At 60.1% G+C, this 14,667-nt stretch carries 15 protein-coding genes; 10 read left to right on the top strand and 5 right to left on the bottom strand.

Features of this window, described 5'->3' with window-relative positions:
- Positions 1-57 precede the first annotated feature (57 nt).
- The 10 genes from ACUTQY_RS05410 (at position 58) to ACUTQY_RS05365 (ending at position 9,590) form a co-directional block, all read left to right on the top strand.
- Positions 58-522 (top strand): DUF2919 domain-containing protein, encoded by a 465-nt coding sequence (locus tag ACUTQY_RS05410; protein WP_033652563.1) that lies wholly within the window; start codon positions 58-60, stop codon positions 520-522.
- A gap of 157 nt (positions 523-679) precedes the next feature.
- Positions 680-1,267 carry an RpoE-regulated lipoprotein gene (locus tag ACUTQY_RS05405; protein WP_004936494.1) on the top strand — a complete coding sequence of 196 codons (588 nt, stop codon included), beginning with the start codon at positions 680-682 and terminating at the stop codon, positions 1,265-1,267.
- A gap of 182 nt (positions 1,268-1,449) precedes the next feature.
- Positions 1,450-2,349: a Dyp-type peroxidase gene (locus ACUTQY_RS05400; RefSeq protein WP_004936493.1), complete on the top strand. Its 900-nt coding sequence runs from the start codon at positions 1,450-1,452 to the stop codon at positions 2,347-2,349.
- Positions 2,350-2,549: 200 nt separating this feature from the next.
- Positions 2,550-3,572, top strand: a complete 1,023-nt coding sequence (locus ACUTQY_RS05395; RefSeq protein WP_046687591.1) for a sulfate ABC transporter substrate-binding protein — start codon at positions 2,550-2,552, stop codon at positions 3,570-3,572.
- Positions 3,573-4,412, top strand: coding sequence for a sulfate/thiosulfate ABC transporter permease CysT (cysT, locus tag ACUTQY_RS05390; protein ID WP_033652561.1), 840 nt, complete (start codon positions 3,573-3,575; stop codon positions 4,410-4,412).
- Positions 4,412-5,287 carry a sulfate/thiosulfate ABC transporter permease CysW gene (cysW, locus tag ACUTQY_RS05385; RefSeq protein WP_033643966.1) on the top strand — a complete coding sequence of 292 codons (876 nt, stop codon included), beginning with the start codon at positions 4,412-4,414 and terminating at the stop codon, positions 5,285-5,287. The genes cysT and cysW overlap by 1 nt, the downstream gene beginning before the upstream one ends.
- Positions 5,277-6,365, top strand: coding sequence for a sulfate/thiosulfate ABC transporter ATP-binding protein CysA (gene cysA / locus ACUTQY_RS05380; protein ID WP_033643965.1), 1,089 nt, complete (start codon positions 5,277-5,279; stop codon positions 6,363-6,365). Before cysW ends, cysA begins: the two co-directional genes overlap by 11 nt.
- 80 nt (positions 6,366-6,445) lie before the next feature.
- Positions 6,446-7,327 (top strand): cysteine synthase CysM, encoded by an 882-nt coding sequence (gene cysM, locus ACUTQY_RS05375; RefSeq protein WP_033644334.1) that lies wholly within the window; start codon positions 6,446-6,448, stop codon positions 7,325-7,327.
- Between the two features lie 250 nt (positions 7,328-7,577).
- A complete protein-coding gene (locus tag ACUTQY_RS05370; protein ID WP_033643964.1) occupies positions 7,578-8,258 on the top strand; it encodes a response regulator transcription factor in 681 nt (226 codons plus the stop codon).
- A gap of 6 nt (positions 8,259-8,264) precedes the next feature.
- On the top strand, positions 8,265-9,590 hold the full coding sequence (locus tag ACUTQY_RS05365) for an ATP-binding protein (protein WP_042785155.1): 1,326 nt from the start codon (positions 8,265-8,267) through the stop codon (positions 9,588-9,590).
- Positions 9,591-9,666: 76 nt separating this feature from the next.
- Here the strand turns inward: ACUTQY_RS05365 and crr are convergent, their stop codons facing one another.
- The 5 genes from crr to cysZ form a co-directional block, all read right to left on the bottom strand.
- On the bottom strand, positions 9,667-10,176 hold the full coding sequence (gene crr, locus ACUTQY_RS05360) for a PTS glucose transporter subunit IIA (RefSeq protein ID WP_004936467.1): 510 nt from the start codon (positions 10,174-10,176) through the stop codon (positions 9,667-9,669).
- A 49-nt stretch (positions 10,177-10,225) separates the two neighbouring features.
- Positions 10,226-11,953, bottom strand: coding sequence for a phosphoenolpyruvate-protein phosphotransferase PtsI (ptsI, locus tag ACUTQY_RS05355; protein WP_004936461.1), 1,728 nt, complete (start codon positions 11,951-11,953; stop codon positions 10,226-10,228).
- Positions 11,954-11,999: 46 nt separating this feature from the next.
- Positions 12,000-12,257, bottom strand: coding sequence for a phosphocarrier protein Hpr (gene ptsH / locus ACUTQY_RS05350; RefSeq protein WP_004936458.1), 258 nt, complete (start codon positions 12,255-12,257; stop codon positions 12,000-12,002).
- 399 nt (positions 12,258-12,656) lie between these two features.
- Positions 12,657-13,625, bottom strand: a complete 969-nt coding sequence (cysK, locus tag ACUTQY_RS05345) for a cysteine synthase A (RefSeq protein WP_016926786.1) — start codon at positions 13,623-13,625, stop codon at positions 12,657-12,659.
- Positions 13,626-13,810: 185 nt separating this feature from the next.
- On the bottom strand, positions 13,811-14,569 hold the full coding sequence (cysZ, locus tag ACUTQY_RS05340) for a sulfate transporter CysZ (RefSeq protein ID WP_033643961.1): 759 nt from the start codon (positions 14,567-14,569) through the stop codon (positions 13,811-13,813).
- Positions 14,570-14,667: the final 98 nt, after the last annotated feature.

The following is a 14,667-nucleotide window of genomic DNA, read 5'->3' as shown; positions in this document are numbered from 1 at the left end:
CCATCGCCGGCGCCCATCTGTAGCCATAGTCTTTATTCTGTTGGCAAGGAACGAGCGTTGAAGCCATTCTCACCCCGGTTTTCCCCGGACGATTACGATCAGCACGGCGCGCTGCGGCTGCCGCTGGGATTTTGGGCCGTGCTGATTTTGCAGGCGCGCACCTGGCTGTTGTTCGTGATGGCCGGCGCTTCGCGCGAGCAGGGCGAAAGCTTGTTGGCGTTGTTTTATCCGGATACCCAACGCTTTTGGTACGGCATGCTGCTCGGTCTGCCGGCGGCGCTGGCGTTTTTGCTGAGCGGCCGTCGCCACCAATGGCCGCGGCTGTGGCGCGGTTGGCGCTGGGGGCTGGCTGTCTCGCTGCTGGCGTCGTTCGGCGGCTCGCTGTTCAGCCTGTGGCGCCAGGACGGCGATGCGCCGGGGCTGGAGCTGACGTTGGCGCTGCTCGACGCGCTGGCGCTGAGCTATCTGCTGCTGAACGCGCGTCTGAAAGCCTGTTTCGCGCCGGCGGAGCGCGCCGACTAATTGCCGAGAAGTGCGGCACTTTTCGCATTTTCCGCACTCCAAGCTGGCAACCGTTGGCGTAGTGCGGGCCGTTGTGAGAGGCTGGCACGCAGCAAAACGCCGAATGCGGCAGGAGCGGGTGACCCGCCCCGTGCCATTGATGTCTAAGGAGCTAGAGATGAATATTCGCCCCCTGTTGTTAGGGCTTCCGCTGTTACTGACCGGCTGTTCGAGCATGTCCAATTTCTCCTGGTCCAGCCTGTCGCCGTTCAACTGGTTCGGCAGCAGCCTGGAAGTCGGCGCCAAGGGCGTCGGCAAGCTCAACGCCGGCACGCCGATGTCGGAAAGCGCCATCAACGACGGGCTGGACGGCAACTACCGCCTGCGCGGCGGCATGGCGACCAACAACGGCCAGATCGTCTCTTATTATCAGGCGCTGTCCGGCGACGAGGTGAAGCTGGTGATCACCGGCGAACCGAAAGGGCGCCTGCAGCGGGTGGACGTGCTGGATCCGAAAGTGGCGACGGAGTGGGGCAACAAGCTCGGCACGCCGTTCGGCGACATGTACAGCAAGGCGTTCGGCTCCTGTAAGCCGGGCAGCGGCGAAGACGCCGGTAAAGTGGAGTGCGTGGCGGAGCAGAGCAAATACGTCACCTACATCTTCAGCGGCAAGTGGGCCGGCGCGCAGGATATCATCCCGCCGGACGACACCCTGAAAAGCTGGACGGTCAGCAAAATCATTTGGCACGCCAAGCCGCAGCAGTAACGCGTTCAACGGGCGCCGGTTCCCGGCGCCTGCTTGTCCAAATCATTACCCCTATTTTCTTTGCGCTGCTGCAAGGCAATCGCCTGTGCTTGCGGTATGATAGCGCGCGTTTGTAACAGGGACCCCGCGCGTCAACCGCCATACCTTACCTGTTGCCGGATTCTGGTATTGAGGATAACAACATGACACAGGTTCAGAGCGGCATTCTGCTGGAGCACTGCCGTTTCGCCATTTTTATGGAAGCCAGCGTACAGGGCGAATTCGCCGATTTGCGCCAGGGCTGCAAACAGTTTTGTCAGACGCTGAGCGAGCTGCAGCAGCAGTTCCCCGATGCGCGCCTCGGCGCGGTGATCGCTTTCGGCTACGACGTCTGGCACGATCTCTCCAGCGGCCAGGGCGCGAAAGAGCTGAAGCCGTTCACGCCGCTCGGCAAAGGGCTGGCGCCGGCCACCCAGCGCGATATGCTGATCCACATCCAGTCGCTGCGCCACGACGTCAACTTCACGCTGGCGCAGGCCGCGCTGGCGGCGTTCGGCAACGTTATCAAGATTGAGGAAGAAACCCACGGTTTCCGTTGGGTGGAAGAGCGCGATCTGAGCGGCTTCATCGACGGCACCGAAAACCCGCAGGGCGACCAACGCCCGGCAGTGGCGACGATCGCCGAAGGTGAAGAGGACGCTGGCGGCAGCTACGTGCTGGTGCAACGCTACGAGCACAACCTGCGCCAGTGGCAGCGCTTTACCACCGAGCAACAGGAGCAGATCATCGGCCGCACCAAGCACGACAGCGAAGAGCTGCCGGCGGATCAGCGCCCGGATACCTCTCACGTCAGCCGCGTCGATCTGAAAGAGAACGGCAAGGGCCTGAAAATTCTGCGCCAGAGCCTGCCTTACGGCACCGCCAGCGGCAAGCACGGCCTGTTCTTCATCGCCTATTGCGCGCGCCTGCACAATATCGAGCAGCAACTGTTGAGCATGTTCGGCGATCTGGACGGCAAACGCGACGCGATGCTGCGTTTCAGCCGTGCGGTCACCGGCAGCTACTACTTTGCGCCATCGCTGACGCGCTTGCTGTCACTTTGACGCCGTTGCCGAAGCCGGCGCGTCCGGCTTCGGTCTGTTTTCCCGCCCCAAAACGCCTCGCATTTCCTGCCTTATAGCGTTTGATGCTTGTAAATCACTAAACGGTATATAAAAGCGTTACAGCTCCGCACCGAGTTATAAATACACTGGTCGTCAATAAGGCGAAAGCCTGAAGGAATGACTCAGTGATAAGGTGCAGAATGAAACAAAACCGGGTTAAAAATCTCGTGCTGAAAGGTTGGCTGGCGGCTGCGCTGTTGGCGAGCGGCGCCGTGTCGGCGGCGGAATTGCTGAACAGCTCTTATGACGTTTCCCGTGAATTGTTCGTCGCGCTGAATCCCGGCTTTGAACAGCAGTGGAACCAGCAGCATCCGAATGACAAGCTGACCATCAAACAATCGCACGCCGGCTCGTCGAAGCAGGCGTTGGCGATCCTGCAGGGCCTGCGCGCCGACGTGGTGACCTACAACCAGGTCACCGACGTACAGATCCTGCACGATCGCGGGCAGCTGATCCCGGCGGACTGGCAGTCGCGTCTGCCGAACAACAGCTCGCCGTTCTATTCCACCATGGCGTTTCTGGTGCGCAAGGACAACCCGAAGGGTATCCACACCTGGAACGATCTGGTGCGTGACGACGTGAAGCTGGTGTTCCCGAACCCGAAAACCTCCGGCAACGGCCGTTACACCTATCTGGCCGCCTGGGGCGCCGCCAGCCAGGCCGACGGCAACGATGCGGCCAAGACCCGCGCCTTCATGACCCGTTTCCTGAAAAACGTGTTGGTGTTCGATACCGGCGGCCGCGGCGCGACCACCACCTTCGTCGAGCGCGGTTTGGGCGACGTGCTGATCAGCTTCGAGTCCGAAGTGAACAACATCCGCAAGCAATACGGTGAAGACAAGTACGAAGTGATCGTGCCGCCGGTCGATATTCTGGCGGAGTTCCCGGTGGCCTGGGTCGACAAAAACGTCGCGCGCAACGGCACCGAACAGGCGGCCAAAGCCTATCTGAACTATCTCTACAGCCCGGCGGCGCAGCAGGTGATCACCAGTTTCTACTACCGCGTGTATGACCAGAAAGCGATGGCGGCGGCCAAGGGGCAATTCCCGGACACCCAACTGTTCCGCGTGGAAGATCAATTCGGCGGCTGGCCGCAGGTGATGAAAACCCACTTCGCCACCGGCGGCGAGCTGGATCAGCTGTTAGCGGCAGGGCGCAAGTAAATGTTGGCGTTGTCGTCCAGTAAGCGGGTGCTGCCCGGATTTGGCCTCAGCCTCGGCAGCAGCTTGTTTTATACCTGTTTGATTCTGCTGCTGCCGCTCAGTGCGCTGGTGATGCAGCTGGCGCAGATGAGCCTGGCGCAATATTGGGAAGTGATTTCCAACCCGCAGGTGGTGGCGGCGTATAAAGTGACGCTGCTGGCGGCTGCTGTCGCCAGCCTGTTCAATGCGGTGTTCGGCATGCTGATGGCCTGGATCCTGACGCGCTACCGCTTTCCCGGCCGTTCGCTGCTGGATGGCCTGATCGACCTGCCGTTCGCGCTGCCGACGGCGGTAGCCGGCCTGACGCTGGCCGGTCTGTTTTCCACCACGGGCTGGTACGGGCAGTGGCTGGCGCACTTCGACATCAAAGTCACCTTCACCTGGCTTGGGATCGCGGTGGCGATGGCGTTCACCAGTCTGCCGTTTGTGGTGCGTACCGTGCAGCCGGTGCTGGAAGAGCTAGGGCCGGAGTACGAAGAGGCGGCCGAGACGCTGGGCGCCACGCGCTGGCAGAGTTTTCGTCGCGTCGTGCTGCCTGAAGTGGCGCCGGCGCTGCTGGCCGGCACCGCCATTTCCTTTACCCGCAGCCTGGGCGAGTTCGGGGCGGTGATTTTCATCGCCGGCAACATCGCCTGGAAGACGGAAGTGACCTCGCTGATGATTTTTGTGCGTTTGCAGGAGTTCGATTACCCGGCGGCCAGCGCCATCGCCTCGGTGATCCTGGCGGCGTCGCTGCTGCTGCTGTTCAGCATTAACGTATTGCAAAGCCGCTTCGGCAGACGTTTGGGAGGAGGGCACTGATGGCTGATATTTCCGCCTTCAACGGCGCCGAGCGCCCGCGCGTTAACTGGGGCAAGTGGACGCTGATCGCCATCGGCACGCTGTTTTCGGCGCTGCTGCTGGTGGTGCCGATGATATCGATTTTCGCCGAGGCCTTCTCCAAAGGATTCGGCGCGATGTGGAGCAATTTGCTCGATCCGGACATGCTGCACGCCATTTGGCTGACGGTCCTGATCGCGCTGATCACCGTGCCGTTCAACCTGGTGTTCGGCACGTTGCTGGCGTGGCTGGTGACGCGTTTTACCTTCCCCGGCCGCCAGCTGCTGCTGACGCTGATCGATATCCCGTTCGCCGTTTCACCGGTGGTGGCGGGGCTGATTTATCTGCTGTTTTACGGCAGCAACGGCCTGCTGGGCGGCTGGCTGGATGCGCATAACATTCAGGTGATGTTCTCCTGGCCGGGCATGGTGCTGGTGACCATTTTCGTCACCTGTCCCTTCGTGGTGCGCGAACTGGTGCCGATGATGCTCAGCCAGGGCAGCCAGGAAGATGAGGCCGCCATTCTGCTGGGAGCGTCCGGCTGGCAAATGTTCCGCCGCGTGACGCTGCCCAACATTCGCTGGGCGCTGCTGTACGGCGTGGTGCTGACCAACGCGCGCGCCATCGGTGAGTTCGGCGCGGTGTCGGTGGTGTCCGGTTCGATTCGCGGCGAAACCTACAGCCTGCCGCTGCAGGTCGAGCTGTTGCAGCAGGATTACAACACCGTCGGGGCCTTTACCGCCGCCGCCCTGTTGACCCTGATGGCGATCGTTACCCTATTTTTGAAGAGCGCGCTGCAGTGGCGTCTGGAACGTCAAAACGCGCGTCTTGAGCGGGAGGAAAATCATGAGCATTGAGATTAACGGCATCAACAAGTCCTTCGGTCGCACCAAGGTATTGAACGATATCTCGCTCGATATTGCTTCCGGCGAAATGGTGGCGCTGCTCGGGCCGTCCGGTTCCGGCAAGACCACGCTGCTGCGCATCATCGCCGGGCTGGAAAGCCAGAGCGGCGGCAAGCTGGGCTTCCACGGCACCGACGTCAGCCACATGCACGCGCGCGACAGGCGCGTGGGCTTCGTATTTCAGCACTATGCGCTGTTCCGCCACATGACGGTGTTCGATAACATCGCCTTCGGCCTGACCGTGCTGCCGCGCCGCGAGCGCCCGAACGCCGCGGCGATCAAACAGAAAGTCACTCAGTTGCTGGAAATGGTGCAGCTGGGCCACCTGGCTACCCGCTATCCGTCGCAGCTGTCCGGCGGCCAGAAACAGCGCGTGGCGCTGGCGCGCGCCCTGGCGGTGGAACCGCAGATTCTGCTGCTGGATGAACCGTTCGGCGCGCTGGATGCGCAGGTGCGCAAAGAGCTGCGCCGCTGGCTGCGTCAGCTGCATGAAGAGCTGAAATTCACCAGCGTGTTCGTCACCCACGATCAGGAAGAGGCGATGGAAGTGGCCGACCGCATCGTGGTGATGAGCCAGGGCAATATCGAACAGGTCGGGTCGCCGGTCGACATCATGCGCGAACCGGCGAGCCGCTTTGTGCTGGAATTCATGGGGGAAGTGAACCGCCTGAACGGCGAAATTCGCGGCTCCCAGCTGTTCGTCGGCGCGCATCAGTGGCCGTTGTCGTTCCAGCCGATGCACCAGGGCAGCGTCGATCTGTTCCTGCGCCCGTGGGAAATGGAAGTGGCGACCGAAAGCAGCGAACGTTGCCCGCTACCGGTTCAGGTGCTGGAAGTCAGTCCGCGCGGCCATTTCTGGCAGCTGACGGTGCAGCCGATCGGCTGGCACCAGGAACCGATCAGCGTGGTGCTGCCGGAAGGCAACGCCACGCCGGTGCGCGGCGGCCGTTATTACGTCGGCAGCCTCAATGCGCGGCTGTATGCCGGCGATCAACTGCTGCAACCTGTTGCGTTAGCCAAAAGCGCCTGATAGGTTTTAGCAGCCCTTTATTCAAGGCAACCCCAGGGTTGCCTTTTTACTTTACGCACACCAACACACAGGCAAAGATCGTGACAACGCTCGAACAATGCATCGGGAATACCCCGCTGGTAAAACTGCAACGGCTGGCCGCCCAGGCGGGCAGCGAGGTATGGGTCAAACTGGAAGGCAACAATCCGGCGGGATCGGTGAAGGATCGCGCTGCGTTGGCGATGATCCAGCAGGCGGAGCTGCGCGGTGAGATCAGGCCCGGCGACGTGCTGATTGAGGCCACCAGCGGCAACACCGGCATTGCGCTGGCGATGATCGCTGCATTGAAAGGCTATACGCTGAAGCTGCTGATGCCGGAGAACATGAGCCTGGAGCGGCAGGCGGCGATGCGCGCCTACGGCGCCGAGCTGATCCTGGTCAGCCGTGAGCAGGGCATGGAAGGGGCGCGCGATCTGGCGCTGGAGATGCAGCGTCAGGGGCAGGGCAAGGTACTGGATCAGTTCAACAACCTGGACAATCCCTACGCCCATTTCACCACCACCGGCCCGGAGATTTGGCGCCAAACCGAAGGGCGCATCACGCATTTCGTTTCCAGCATGGGTACCACCGGCACCATTACCGGCGTGGGCGGTTACCTGAAAAGCCAGAATCCGCAGGTGCAGATCATCGGCCTGCAGCCGGCGGAGGGCAGCAGCATCCCCGGCATTCGCCGCTGGGCGCCCGCTTACCTGCCGGGTATTTTCCGCCCGGAGCTGGTGGATCAGGTGCTGGATATCGAACAGGGCGATGCCGAGCAGACCATGCGCCAGCTGGCGCAGCGTGAAGGCATCTTCTGCGGCGTCAGCTCCGGTGGCGCGGTGGTCGGCGCCTTGCGCGTCGCCGCGGCTCACCCCGGCAGCGTGGTGGTGGCGATCGTCTGCGATCGCGGCGATCGCTACCTTTCAACCGGCGTGTTCGGCTGAGCGCGCCCTCCCGGCGGTGTGTTCCGTCGGGAAAACCTTTCCTCCTTTCCTTTCGACAGACGGCAGCCCCACTTGCGGCGGCTGCCGCTTGCCCGTGCGCCAATGCCATGACTGAAGTAGAGAAATCGCGCGGCAGCGGCCACAATAACGGTGACGAGACGCCAAGAGCGATGTGTAAGGATTGAGTAAAACCGGCTGCGGACCGGCGAAATTGGCGGGAAAATAACGAAAATCGGTGAAGGAGCAAGGCATGAAAATTTTACTGGTCGACGATGACCTGGAGCTTGGCACCATGCTGAGCGAATACCTGACGGGCGAAGGTTTCGACGCCAAGCTGGTGCTGACCGGCAAGGCGGGGGTAGAGGGCGCGCTGTCGGGCGACTATACCGCGATGATCCTCGACATCATGCTGCCGGATATGAGCGGCATCGACGTGCTGCGCGACGTGCGCAAAAAGAGCCGGCTGCCGATCATCATGCTGACCGCCAAAGGTGACAACATCGATCGGGTGATTGGTCTGGAGATGGGCGCCGACGATTACATGCCCAAACCCTGCTATCCGCGCGAATTGGTGGCGCGTTTGCGCGCGGTGCTGCGCCGTTTCGAAGAACGGCCGCAAGAAGCGGACGACGAGGCCGCCATCAGCGTTGGCGAGCTGACGTTAAACCCTTCAACCCGCAGCAGCGAATGGCGCGGCAAGGCGTTCGATCTGACCGCTTCGGAATTCAATCTGTTGGAGCTGTTGCTGCGCGCGCCGGACCGTGTGGTGTCGAAGGACGAATTGTCCGAGAAGGGGCTGGGGCGCCCGCGTGAAGCCTATGACCGCAGCGTGGATGTGCATATCAGCAATATCCGCCAGAAGCTGAGCGCGTTGGCCGGCAATACGCTGAGCATCGAAACGGTGCGCAGCATCGGCTATCGCATCCGGTAACCTGACATGCGCGGAAGACTGTTCTGGAAAATTTTGCTCGGCTTTTGGCTGACCTTTCTCATCATGACGCAGGCCCTGTGGGTGGCGTTTTCTCTTTATGGCGATCGCTATGTGCCGCCGGAGAACGCCATGGCGCGGCGGGCGATCGGCCTGCAGCTGACCTCCGCCGCCACCCAATTGCGCAGCGGCGGCATGCCGGCGCTGGAAGCGCTGATGCGCGACTGGCCCGAGGACGACAGGCGTCTGCTGTCGGTAACGCCGATGACCCAACCGCCGCCGCCCGCGCCGGAAGAACCGCTGTTTGAAGGGCGGCGGATGCCGAAAGCGATTTCCGCCTGGGTGCAGACTGGGGAAGGGCAGGGATACTGGCTGAGTTATAACGTGCGCGGGCTGCGGGAAGAGTATCGGCCGGAGCGGCGTTCCCATTTCTTCAACATTCCTGCGCCGATGTTGTGGGTCGGCGGGCTGGGCGGTTTGCTGTTCAGCGCCGTATTGGCCTGGAACCTGACCCGGCCGATGCGTCAGCTGCGCGGCGGCCTGGATCGGGTGGCGCAGGGCGATCTGTCGGTGCGGCTGTTCCCGAAAATGCGGCGCCGTCATGACGAGCTGTCCGACGTGGCGCGCGATTTCGACACCATGGCCGAGCGGCTGGAACTGCTGGTCAGCGCCCGCGAGCAGCTGTTGCACGATGTCTCGCACGAACTGCGTTCGCCGCTGGCGCGCCTGCAGTTGGCGATCGGCCTGGCGCGGCAGAATGCCGGCAACGTCGAAACCTCGCTCAAGCGCATCGAACATGAGTCGGGGCGGCTGGATAAAATGATCGGCGAGCTGCTGGCGCTGTCGCGCACCGAACACAGCAGCCTGCCGGACGAGGAGTACTTCGATCTGTACGGCCTGGTGGACGCGGTGGTGAGCGATGCGCGCTACGAGGCGCAGGTGCCCGGCGTGGAGATCGTGCTGCAGGCCGAGTCGGACGTGGAGTATACCGTCAAGGGCAATGCGGAGCTGATGCGGCGCGCGGTGGACAACATCGTGCGCAATGCGCTGCGCTTTTCCAGCCAGGGCCAGCGGGTGACGGTAGCGCTGTCGCGCATCGACAACCAGTTCCAGCTCGCCGTCAGCGATCAGGGGCCGGGCGTGGAGGAGTCGAAACTGTCGAGCATCTTCGATCCATTCGTGCGCGTGAAGTCGGCGCAGTCGGGCAAGGGCTACGGCCTGGGGCTGGCGATTACCCGCAAGGTGGTATTGGCGCACGGTGGCCAGGTTGAGGCGCGCAACGGCGACAGAGAGGGGCTGGTCATTACCCTGCGTATCCCGCGCTGGTCGTCATAACGTAGCGAGATTGGGATACGACGAAGGGGATAAAAAAAACGGCGCCGAGGGCGCCGTTTATCTTGCTCATTCGCGATTACTTCTTGATGCGGATGATCGGGGTTTCGCCAACGGTTACGCTGCCGGACAGTTTGATCAGCTCTTTGATCTCGTCCATGTTGGAGATAACGACCGGCGTCAGGGTAGACTTGGCTTTCTCTTCCAGCAGTGGCAGGTTGAACTCGATAACGACGTCACCTTTCTTGACGCGCTGACCTTCTTCGGCGATGCGTTTGAAGCCTTCGCCTTTCAGTTCTACGGTATCGATGCCGAAGTGGACGAACAGCTCAATGCCGCTGTCGGATTCGATAGAGAATGCATGGTTGGTTTCGAAAATCTTACCGATGGTGCCGTCAACCGGAGCAACCATTTTGTTGCCGGCCGGTTTGATGGCGATACCGTCGCCAACGATTTTTTCAGCGAACACTACGTCCGGCACATCTTCGATATTGACGATTTCGCCAGAAAGGGGAGCGACGATCTCGATAGTGCCCGTGTCTTTCTTGTCATCAGAAACCAGAGATTTCAGTTTATCGAACAAACCCATGATCTTCTCCTAAGCATTAAATTGGGCGGCGTTCCAGTGTCGTGGAAGTTTAGCAGAGCGTTTTTTCTTCGATGAATTTATTGACGCAATTCATCAGGTCTTGTGCCGTTGGCTGTGCCAAGGCTTGCGCTGCCAACGCCTTCACATCTTCGAAATTCGTGTTGCGAATAATTTTCTTGATGCGCGGGATTGAAATCGCACTCATGCTGAACTCATCCAGCCCCATGCCCAATAACAACAGTGTAGCACGCTCATCGCCAGCCAGTTCGCCGCACATGCCGGTCCACTTGCCTTCCGCGTGAGATGCATCAATAACCTGTTTAATCAGGCCAAGCACTGATGGGGACATCGGGTTATAGAGATGAGAAATCAGCTCGTTGCCGCGATCTACCGCCAGAGTATACTGGGTTAGATCGTTTGTCCCAATACTAAAGAAGTCGACTTCTTTCGCCAGGTGGTGAGCGATGACCGCCGCAGCCGGTGTTTCCACCATCACGCCCACTTCGATGCTCTCGTCAAACGCCTTGCCTTCTTCGCGCAGCTGCGCCTTCAGCGTCTCGATTTCGCCTTTCAGATCGCGCACTTCTTCCACGGAGATGATCATCGGGAACATGATGCGCAGTTTGCCGAACGCCGAGGCGCGCAGGATGGCGCGCAGCTGGGCGTGCAGGATTTCACGGCGGTCCATCGCGATGCGGATGGCGCGCCAGCCGAGGAACGGGTTCTCTTCCTTCGGCAGGTTCATGTACGGCAGGTCTTTGTCGCCGCCGATGTCCATGGTGCGGACGATCACGGCCTGCGAGCCCATGGCTTCCGCCACGGCTTTATAAGCCTGGAACTGCTCGTCTTCGGTTGGCAGCGAGTCGCGGTCCATGAACAGGAATTCGGTACGATACAGGCCGACGCCTTCCGCGCCGTTGCGCTCTGCACCCGCGACGTCGCGCACGGTGCCGATGTTGGCGCAGACTTCAACCTGATGGCCGTCCAGCGTAATCGCCGGCAGGTCCTTCAGCTTGGCCAGATCGTTTTTCTCGGTGATATATTGGTTCTGGGCGGCTTTCAGCTGATCGATCACATCAGCGGTCGGGTTAACGTAAATCTGGTTGTTAACCGCGTCCAGAATCAGATAGTCGTCGTTCTTCACCTGCTTGGTCACGTCGCTGGTGCCGACGATCGCCGGCAGCTCCAGGGAGCGCGCCATGATAGAGGTGTGGGAGGTGCGGCCGCCGAGATCGGTAATGAAGCCCAGCACTTTGTCCAGGTTCAGCTGCGCGGTCTCGGACGGGGTCAGATCGGTGGCCACCAGGATCACTTCGTCCTGAATGGAGCCCAGATCGACGATAGGCATGCCCAGAATGTTCTGCAGCAGGCGTTTGCCGATGTCGCGCACGTCGGCGGCGCGTTCTTTCAGGTATTCGTCGTCCAACTCTTCCAGCGCTTTCGCCTGACCTTCGATCACGGTGTAGGCGGCGGCGTCTGCGGAGGCCAGATCGTCTTTGATTAGGGCTATGATTTCCTGCTCAAGCTCTTCGTCTTCCAGCAACATGATGTGGCCTTCGAAGATAGCTTCCTTCTCTTCGCCGAAGGTTTCGCCAGCTTTGGTCTTGATCGCTTCCAGCTGTTCGGACGCTTTCGCGCGGCCGGCCAGAAAACGCGAGACTTCCTGCTCTACTTGATCAGCAGAGATTTTCTTCCGGTTGATGACGATGTCGTCTTCTTTCAGCAAGAGAGCCTTACCAAAAGCGATGCCCGGTGATACTAAAATGCCTGAAATCATAACCCTACCTTACTCTTGACTGGTGTTAACTAAAAAGACGGGCCGATTACTCAAGCTCTGCCATCAGTTTTACCAAGTGCTCAACGGCTTTCTGCTCGTCTTCACCTTCAGCTGAGATGGTCACTACGGTCCCTTGAGTCAGCCCCAGAGTTTGCAGTTTGAACAGGCTTTTAGCGCTGGCGCTTTTGCCGTTGGAGGTCACGGTGATGTCAGACGTGAAGCCTTTGGCTTCTTTAACGAACTGAGCGGCAGGGCGAGTATGCAGACCATTCGGAGCGGTAATAGTAACTTCTTGCTGGAACATTGATGTTTCCCCAACTTATTGGATTAATGTTGTGGAGTTAAAGTTTAGCCCAGGGGCCTGACTTTAACTTGTCTGGTTATAGCGCCTGACTATGGACAGGGGCGAACGTTGATGCAACAGAAAACGACGCGTTAGGCACTTCAGATCAAAAAACTCGGCTTTAGACGTCGTTCCAATCCGCTCCCCATTATGCCCGATTCGCCGCGTCGGCGACAGATGAGTAAATCGATTCAGCCTCGACCAGGCTCGGAGAGTGATTAATTTTGCGCATCGAAATAATGCACCGTTAAATACTAAAGGCGACGGGCAAAAGCAATCTTGGACTGCTATAAAGTTTGATCCAGTCCACAAAAAAGCACCCCACAGGGTGCTTTTTTAGCGATTTGTGCAGTGGCGGGATTACTGCTGCAATTCCTGCTCGGTGAACAGATCGGCGAACAGCGCGGTGCTGAGATAACGTTCGCCGGAAGAGGGCAGGATGACCACAATGGTCTTGTCGGCGAACGCCGGTTCTTCGGCCAGTTTCACCGCCGCCGCGACCGCTGCGCCGGAGGAGATGCCTGCCAGGATGCCTTCTTCGTCCATCAGGCGGCGCGCCATGCTGATGGCTTCGTCGTTGGAGATTTTTTCGACGCGATCCACCAGGTCAAGATCGAGGTTGCCTGGAATGAAGCCGGCGCCGATGCCCTGGATCTTGTGCGGGCCCGGTTTCAGCTCTTCACCGGCCAGCGCCTGGCTGATGACCGGCGAGTCGGTCGGCTCGACCGCCACGGTGGTGATGGCCTTGCCTTTGGTGTTCTTGATGTAGCGGCTGACGCCGGTCAATGTGCCGCCGGTGCCGACGCCGGAGATGAACACGTCGACTTCCCCATCGGTGTCTTCCCAGATTTCCGGGCCGGTGGTTTTTTCATGGATGGCCGGGTTGGCCGGGTTGCTGAACTGTTGCAGGATCAGGTAGCGGTTTGGATCGGTGGCGACGATCTCCTCCGCTTTGGCGATGGCGCCTTTCATGCCTTTCGCCCCTTCGGTCAGCACCAGATTGGCGCCCAGCGCCTTGAGCAGCTTGCGGCGCTCGATGCTCATGGTTTCCGGCATGGTCAGCGTCAGCTTGTAACCGCGCGCGGCGGCGACGAAGGCCAGCGCGATGCCGGTGTTGCCGCTGGTCGGCTCCACCAGTTCTTTGCCGGCGGTCAGCACGCCGCGTTGTTCCGCATCCCAAATCATATTGGCACCGATGCGGCATTTGACGCTGAAGCTCGGGTTGCGTGATTCAACCTTGGCCAGAATGCGTCCGTTGCCGATACGGTTCAGACGAACCAGCGGCGTATGGCCGATTGTTAATGAGTTGTCTTCATATATCTTGCTCATAGCCCGTCCTTTAACTCTATGAAAATGTGGGGAACATCGAAAGCATACGCTAACAGTACCGGCAGGGAAGTAAAGAATTGGTATATCTATATGTTATTAGGAAATAAGTTTTAAGCACAATGATAAGGGCGCGAAATGCGCGCCCTGTCGAAAATTTCCGCGCTGTCGGCGGCAAAAAACGGCGGTTATCGGACGAATTGCGAGCGGTAGCGATCGACCCACATCGCGGTGGCGCCGCAGACGGCGACCGGCAGGATCACCAGGTTGAGGATCGGGATCATGGTGAACAGGCTGACCAGCGCGCCGAACTGCAGGTTGTCGGTTTTGTGCTGGCGCAAAGCGCGGCGCATGTCGGCAAAGCTCACCTTGTGGTTGTCGAACGGATAGTCGCAATACTGGATCGCCAGCATCCAGGCGCTGAACAGGAACCACAGCACCGGCGCCACCGTCTGGCCGATGCCGGGCACGAAGTACAGCGCCAGCAGCAGCAGCGCGCGCGGCAGGTAATACATCAGCTTGCGCCATTCGCGCGCCATGATGCGCGGCAGGTCTTTGGCGATGCCGAGCAGGCCGGTGTCCGGCAGCGGTTTGCCGGTCAGGCTGCCTTCGAGCTGTTCGGCCAGCAGGCCGCAAAACGGGGCGGCGATCAGGTTGGTGAGGGTGCTGAACAGATAGCTGAACACCAGCAGCACCGAAATGACCGCCAGCGGCCACAGCAGGTAGCTCAACCATTGCAGCCAATCGGGAACGTGGCTCATCATCGCCGGGATCCAGTCGCCGAGGCGGCTGAACAGCCACCAGAAAGCGGAGCCCATCAGCAGCACGTTGACCAGCAACGGCAGGACCACATAGCGTTTAATCCCCGGGCGCGAAATCAGGCGCCAGCCTTCGGCGAAATAATGAATGCCGCTGGTGGAACGGGAAGGGGGCTGCGTATAGGACATATCTTAAGTTATCTCGTTGTCTGAACAGGCATCATTATCATATAGGGATGATTTTCCACTGGCTAGGGTAGGGTTGGCTGAAAAACCAGCAGAAAAAG

The organism is Serratia sp. TSA_130.1 (genome assembly GCF_052691795.1).
The sequence above is the reverse complement of the archived record's forward strand: the minus strand, read 5'-3'. Positions and strand labels throughout refer to the sequence as shown.

Coding starts and splice junctions, on each gene's coding strand:
- ACUTQY_RS05370 (WP_033643964.1), top strand. CDS start 7,578: ATGAAAATTTTACTGGTCGACGATGACCTGGAGCTTGGCACCATGCTG.
- crr (WP_004936467.1), bottom strand. CDS start 10,176: ATGGGTTTGTTCGATAAACTGAAATCTCTGGTTTCTGATGACAAGAAA.
- ACUTQY_RS05405 (WP_004936494.1), top strand. CDS start 680: ATGAATATTCGCCCCCTGTTGTTAGGGCTTCCGCTGTTACTGACCGGC.
- ACUTQY_RS05395 (WP_046687591.1), top strand. CDS start 2,550: ATGAAACAAAACCGGGTTAAAAATCTCGTGCTGAAAGGTTGGCTGGCG.
- cysW (WP_033643966.1), top strand. CDS start 4,412: ATGGCTGATATTTCCGCCTTCAACGGCGCCGAGCGCCCGCGCGTTAAC.
- ACUTQY_RS05400 (WP_004936493.1), top strand. CDS start 1,450: ATGACACAGGTTCAGAGCGGCATTCTGCTGGAGCACTGCCGTTTCGCC.
- cysZ (WP_033643961.1), bottom strand. CDS start 14,569: ATGTCCTATACGCAGCCCCCTTCCCGTTCCACCAGCGGCATTCATTAT.
- cysA (WP_033643965.1), top strand. CDS start 5,277: ATGAGCATTGAGATTAACGGCATCAACAAGTCCTTCGGTCGCACCAAG.
- ptsI (WP_004936461.1), bottom strand. CDS start 11,953: ATGATTTCAGGCATTTTAGTATCACCGGGCATCGCTTTTGGTAAGGCT.
- cysT (WP_033652561.1), top strand. CDS start 3,573: ATGTTGGCGTTGTCGTCCAGTAAGCGGGTGCTGCCCGGATTTGGCCTC.
- ptsH (WP_004936458.1), bottom strand. CDS start 12,257: ATGTTCCAGCAAGAAGTTACTATTACCGCTCCGAATGGTCTGCATACT.
- ACUTQY_RS05365 (WP_042785155.1), top strand. CDS start 8,265: ATGCGCGGAAGACTGTTCTGGAAAATTTTGCTCGGCTTTTGGCTGACC.
- cysK (WP_016926786.1), bottom strand. CDS start 13,625: ATGAGCAAGATATATGAAGACAACTCATTAACAATCGGCCATACGCCG.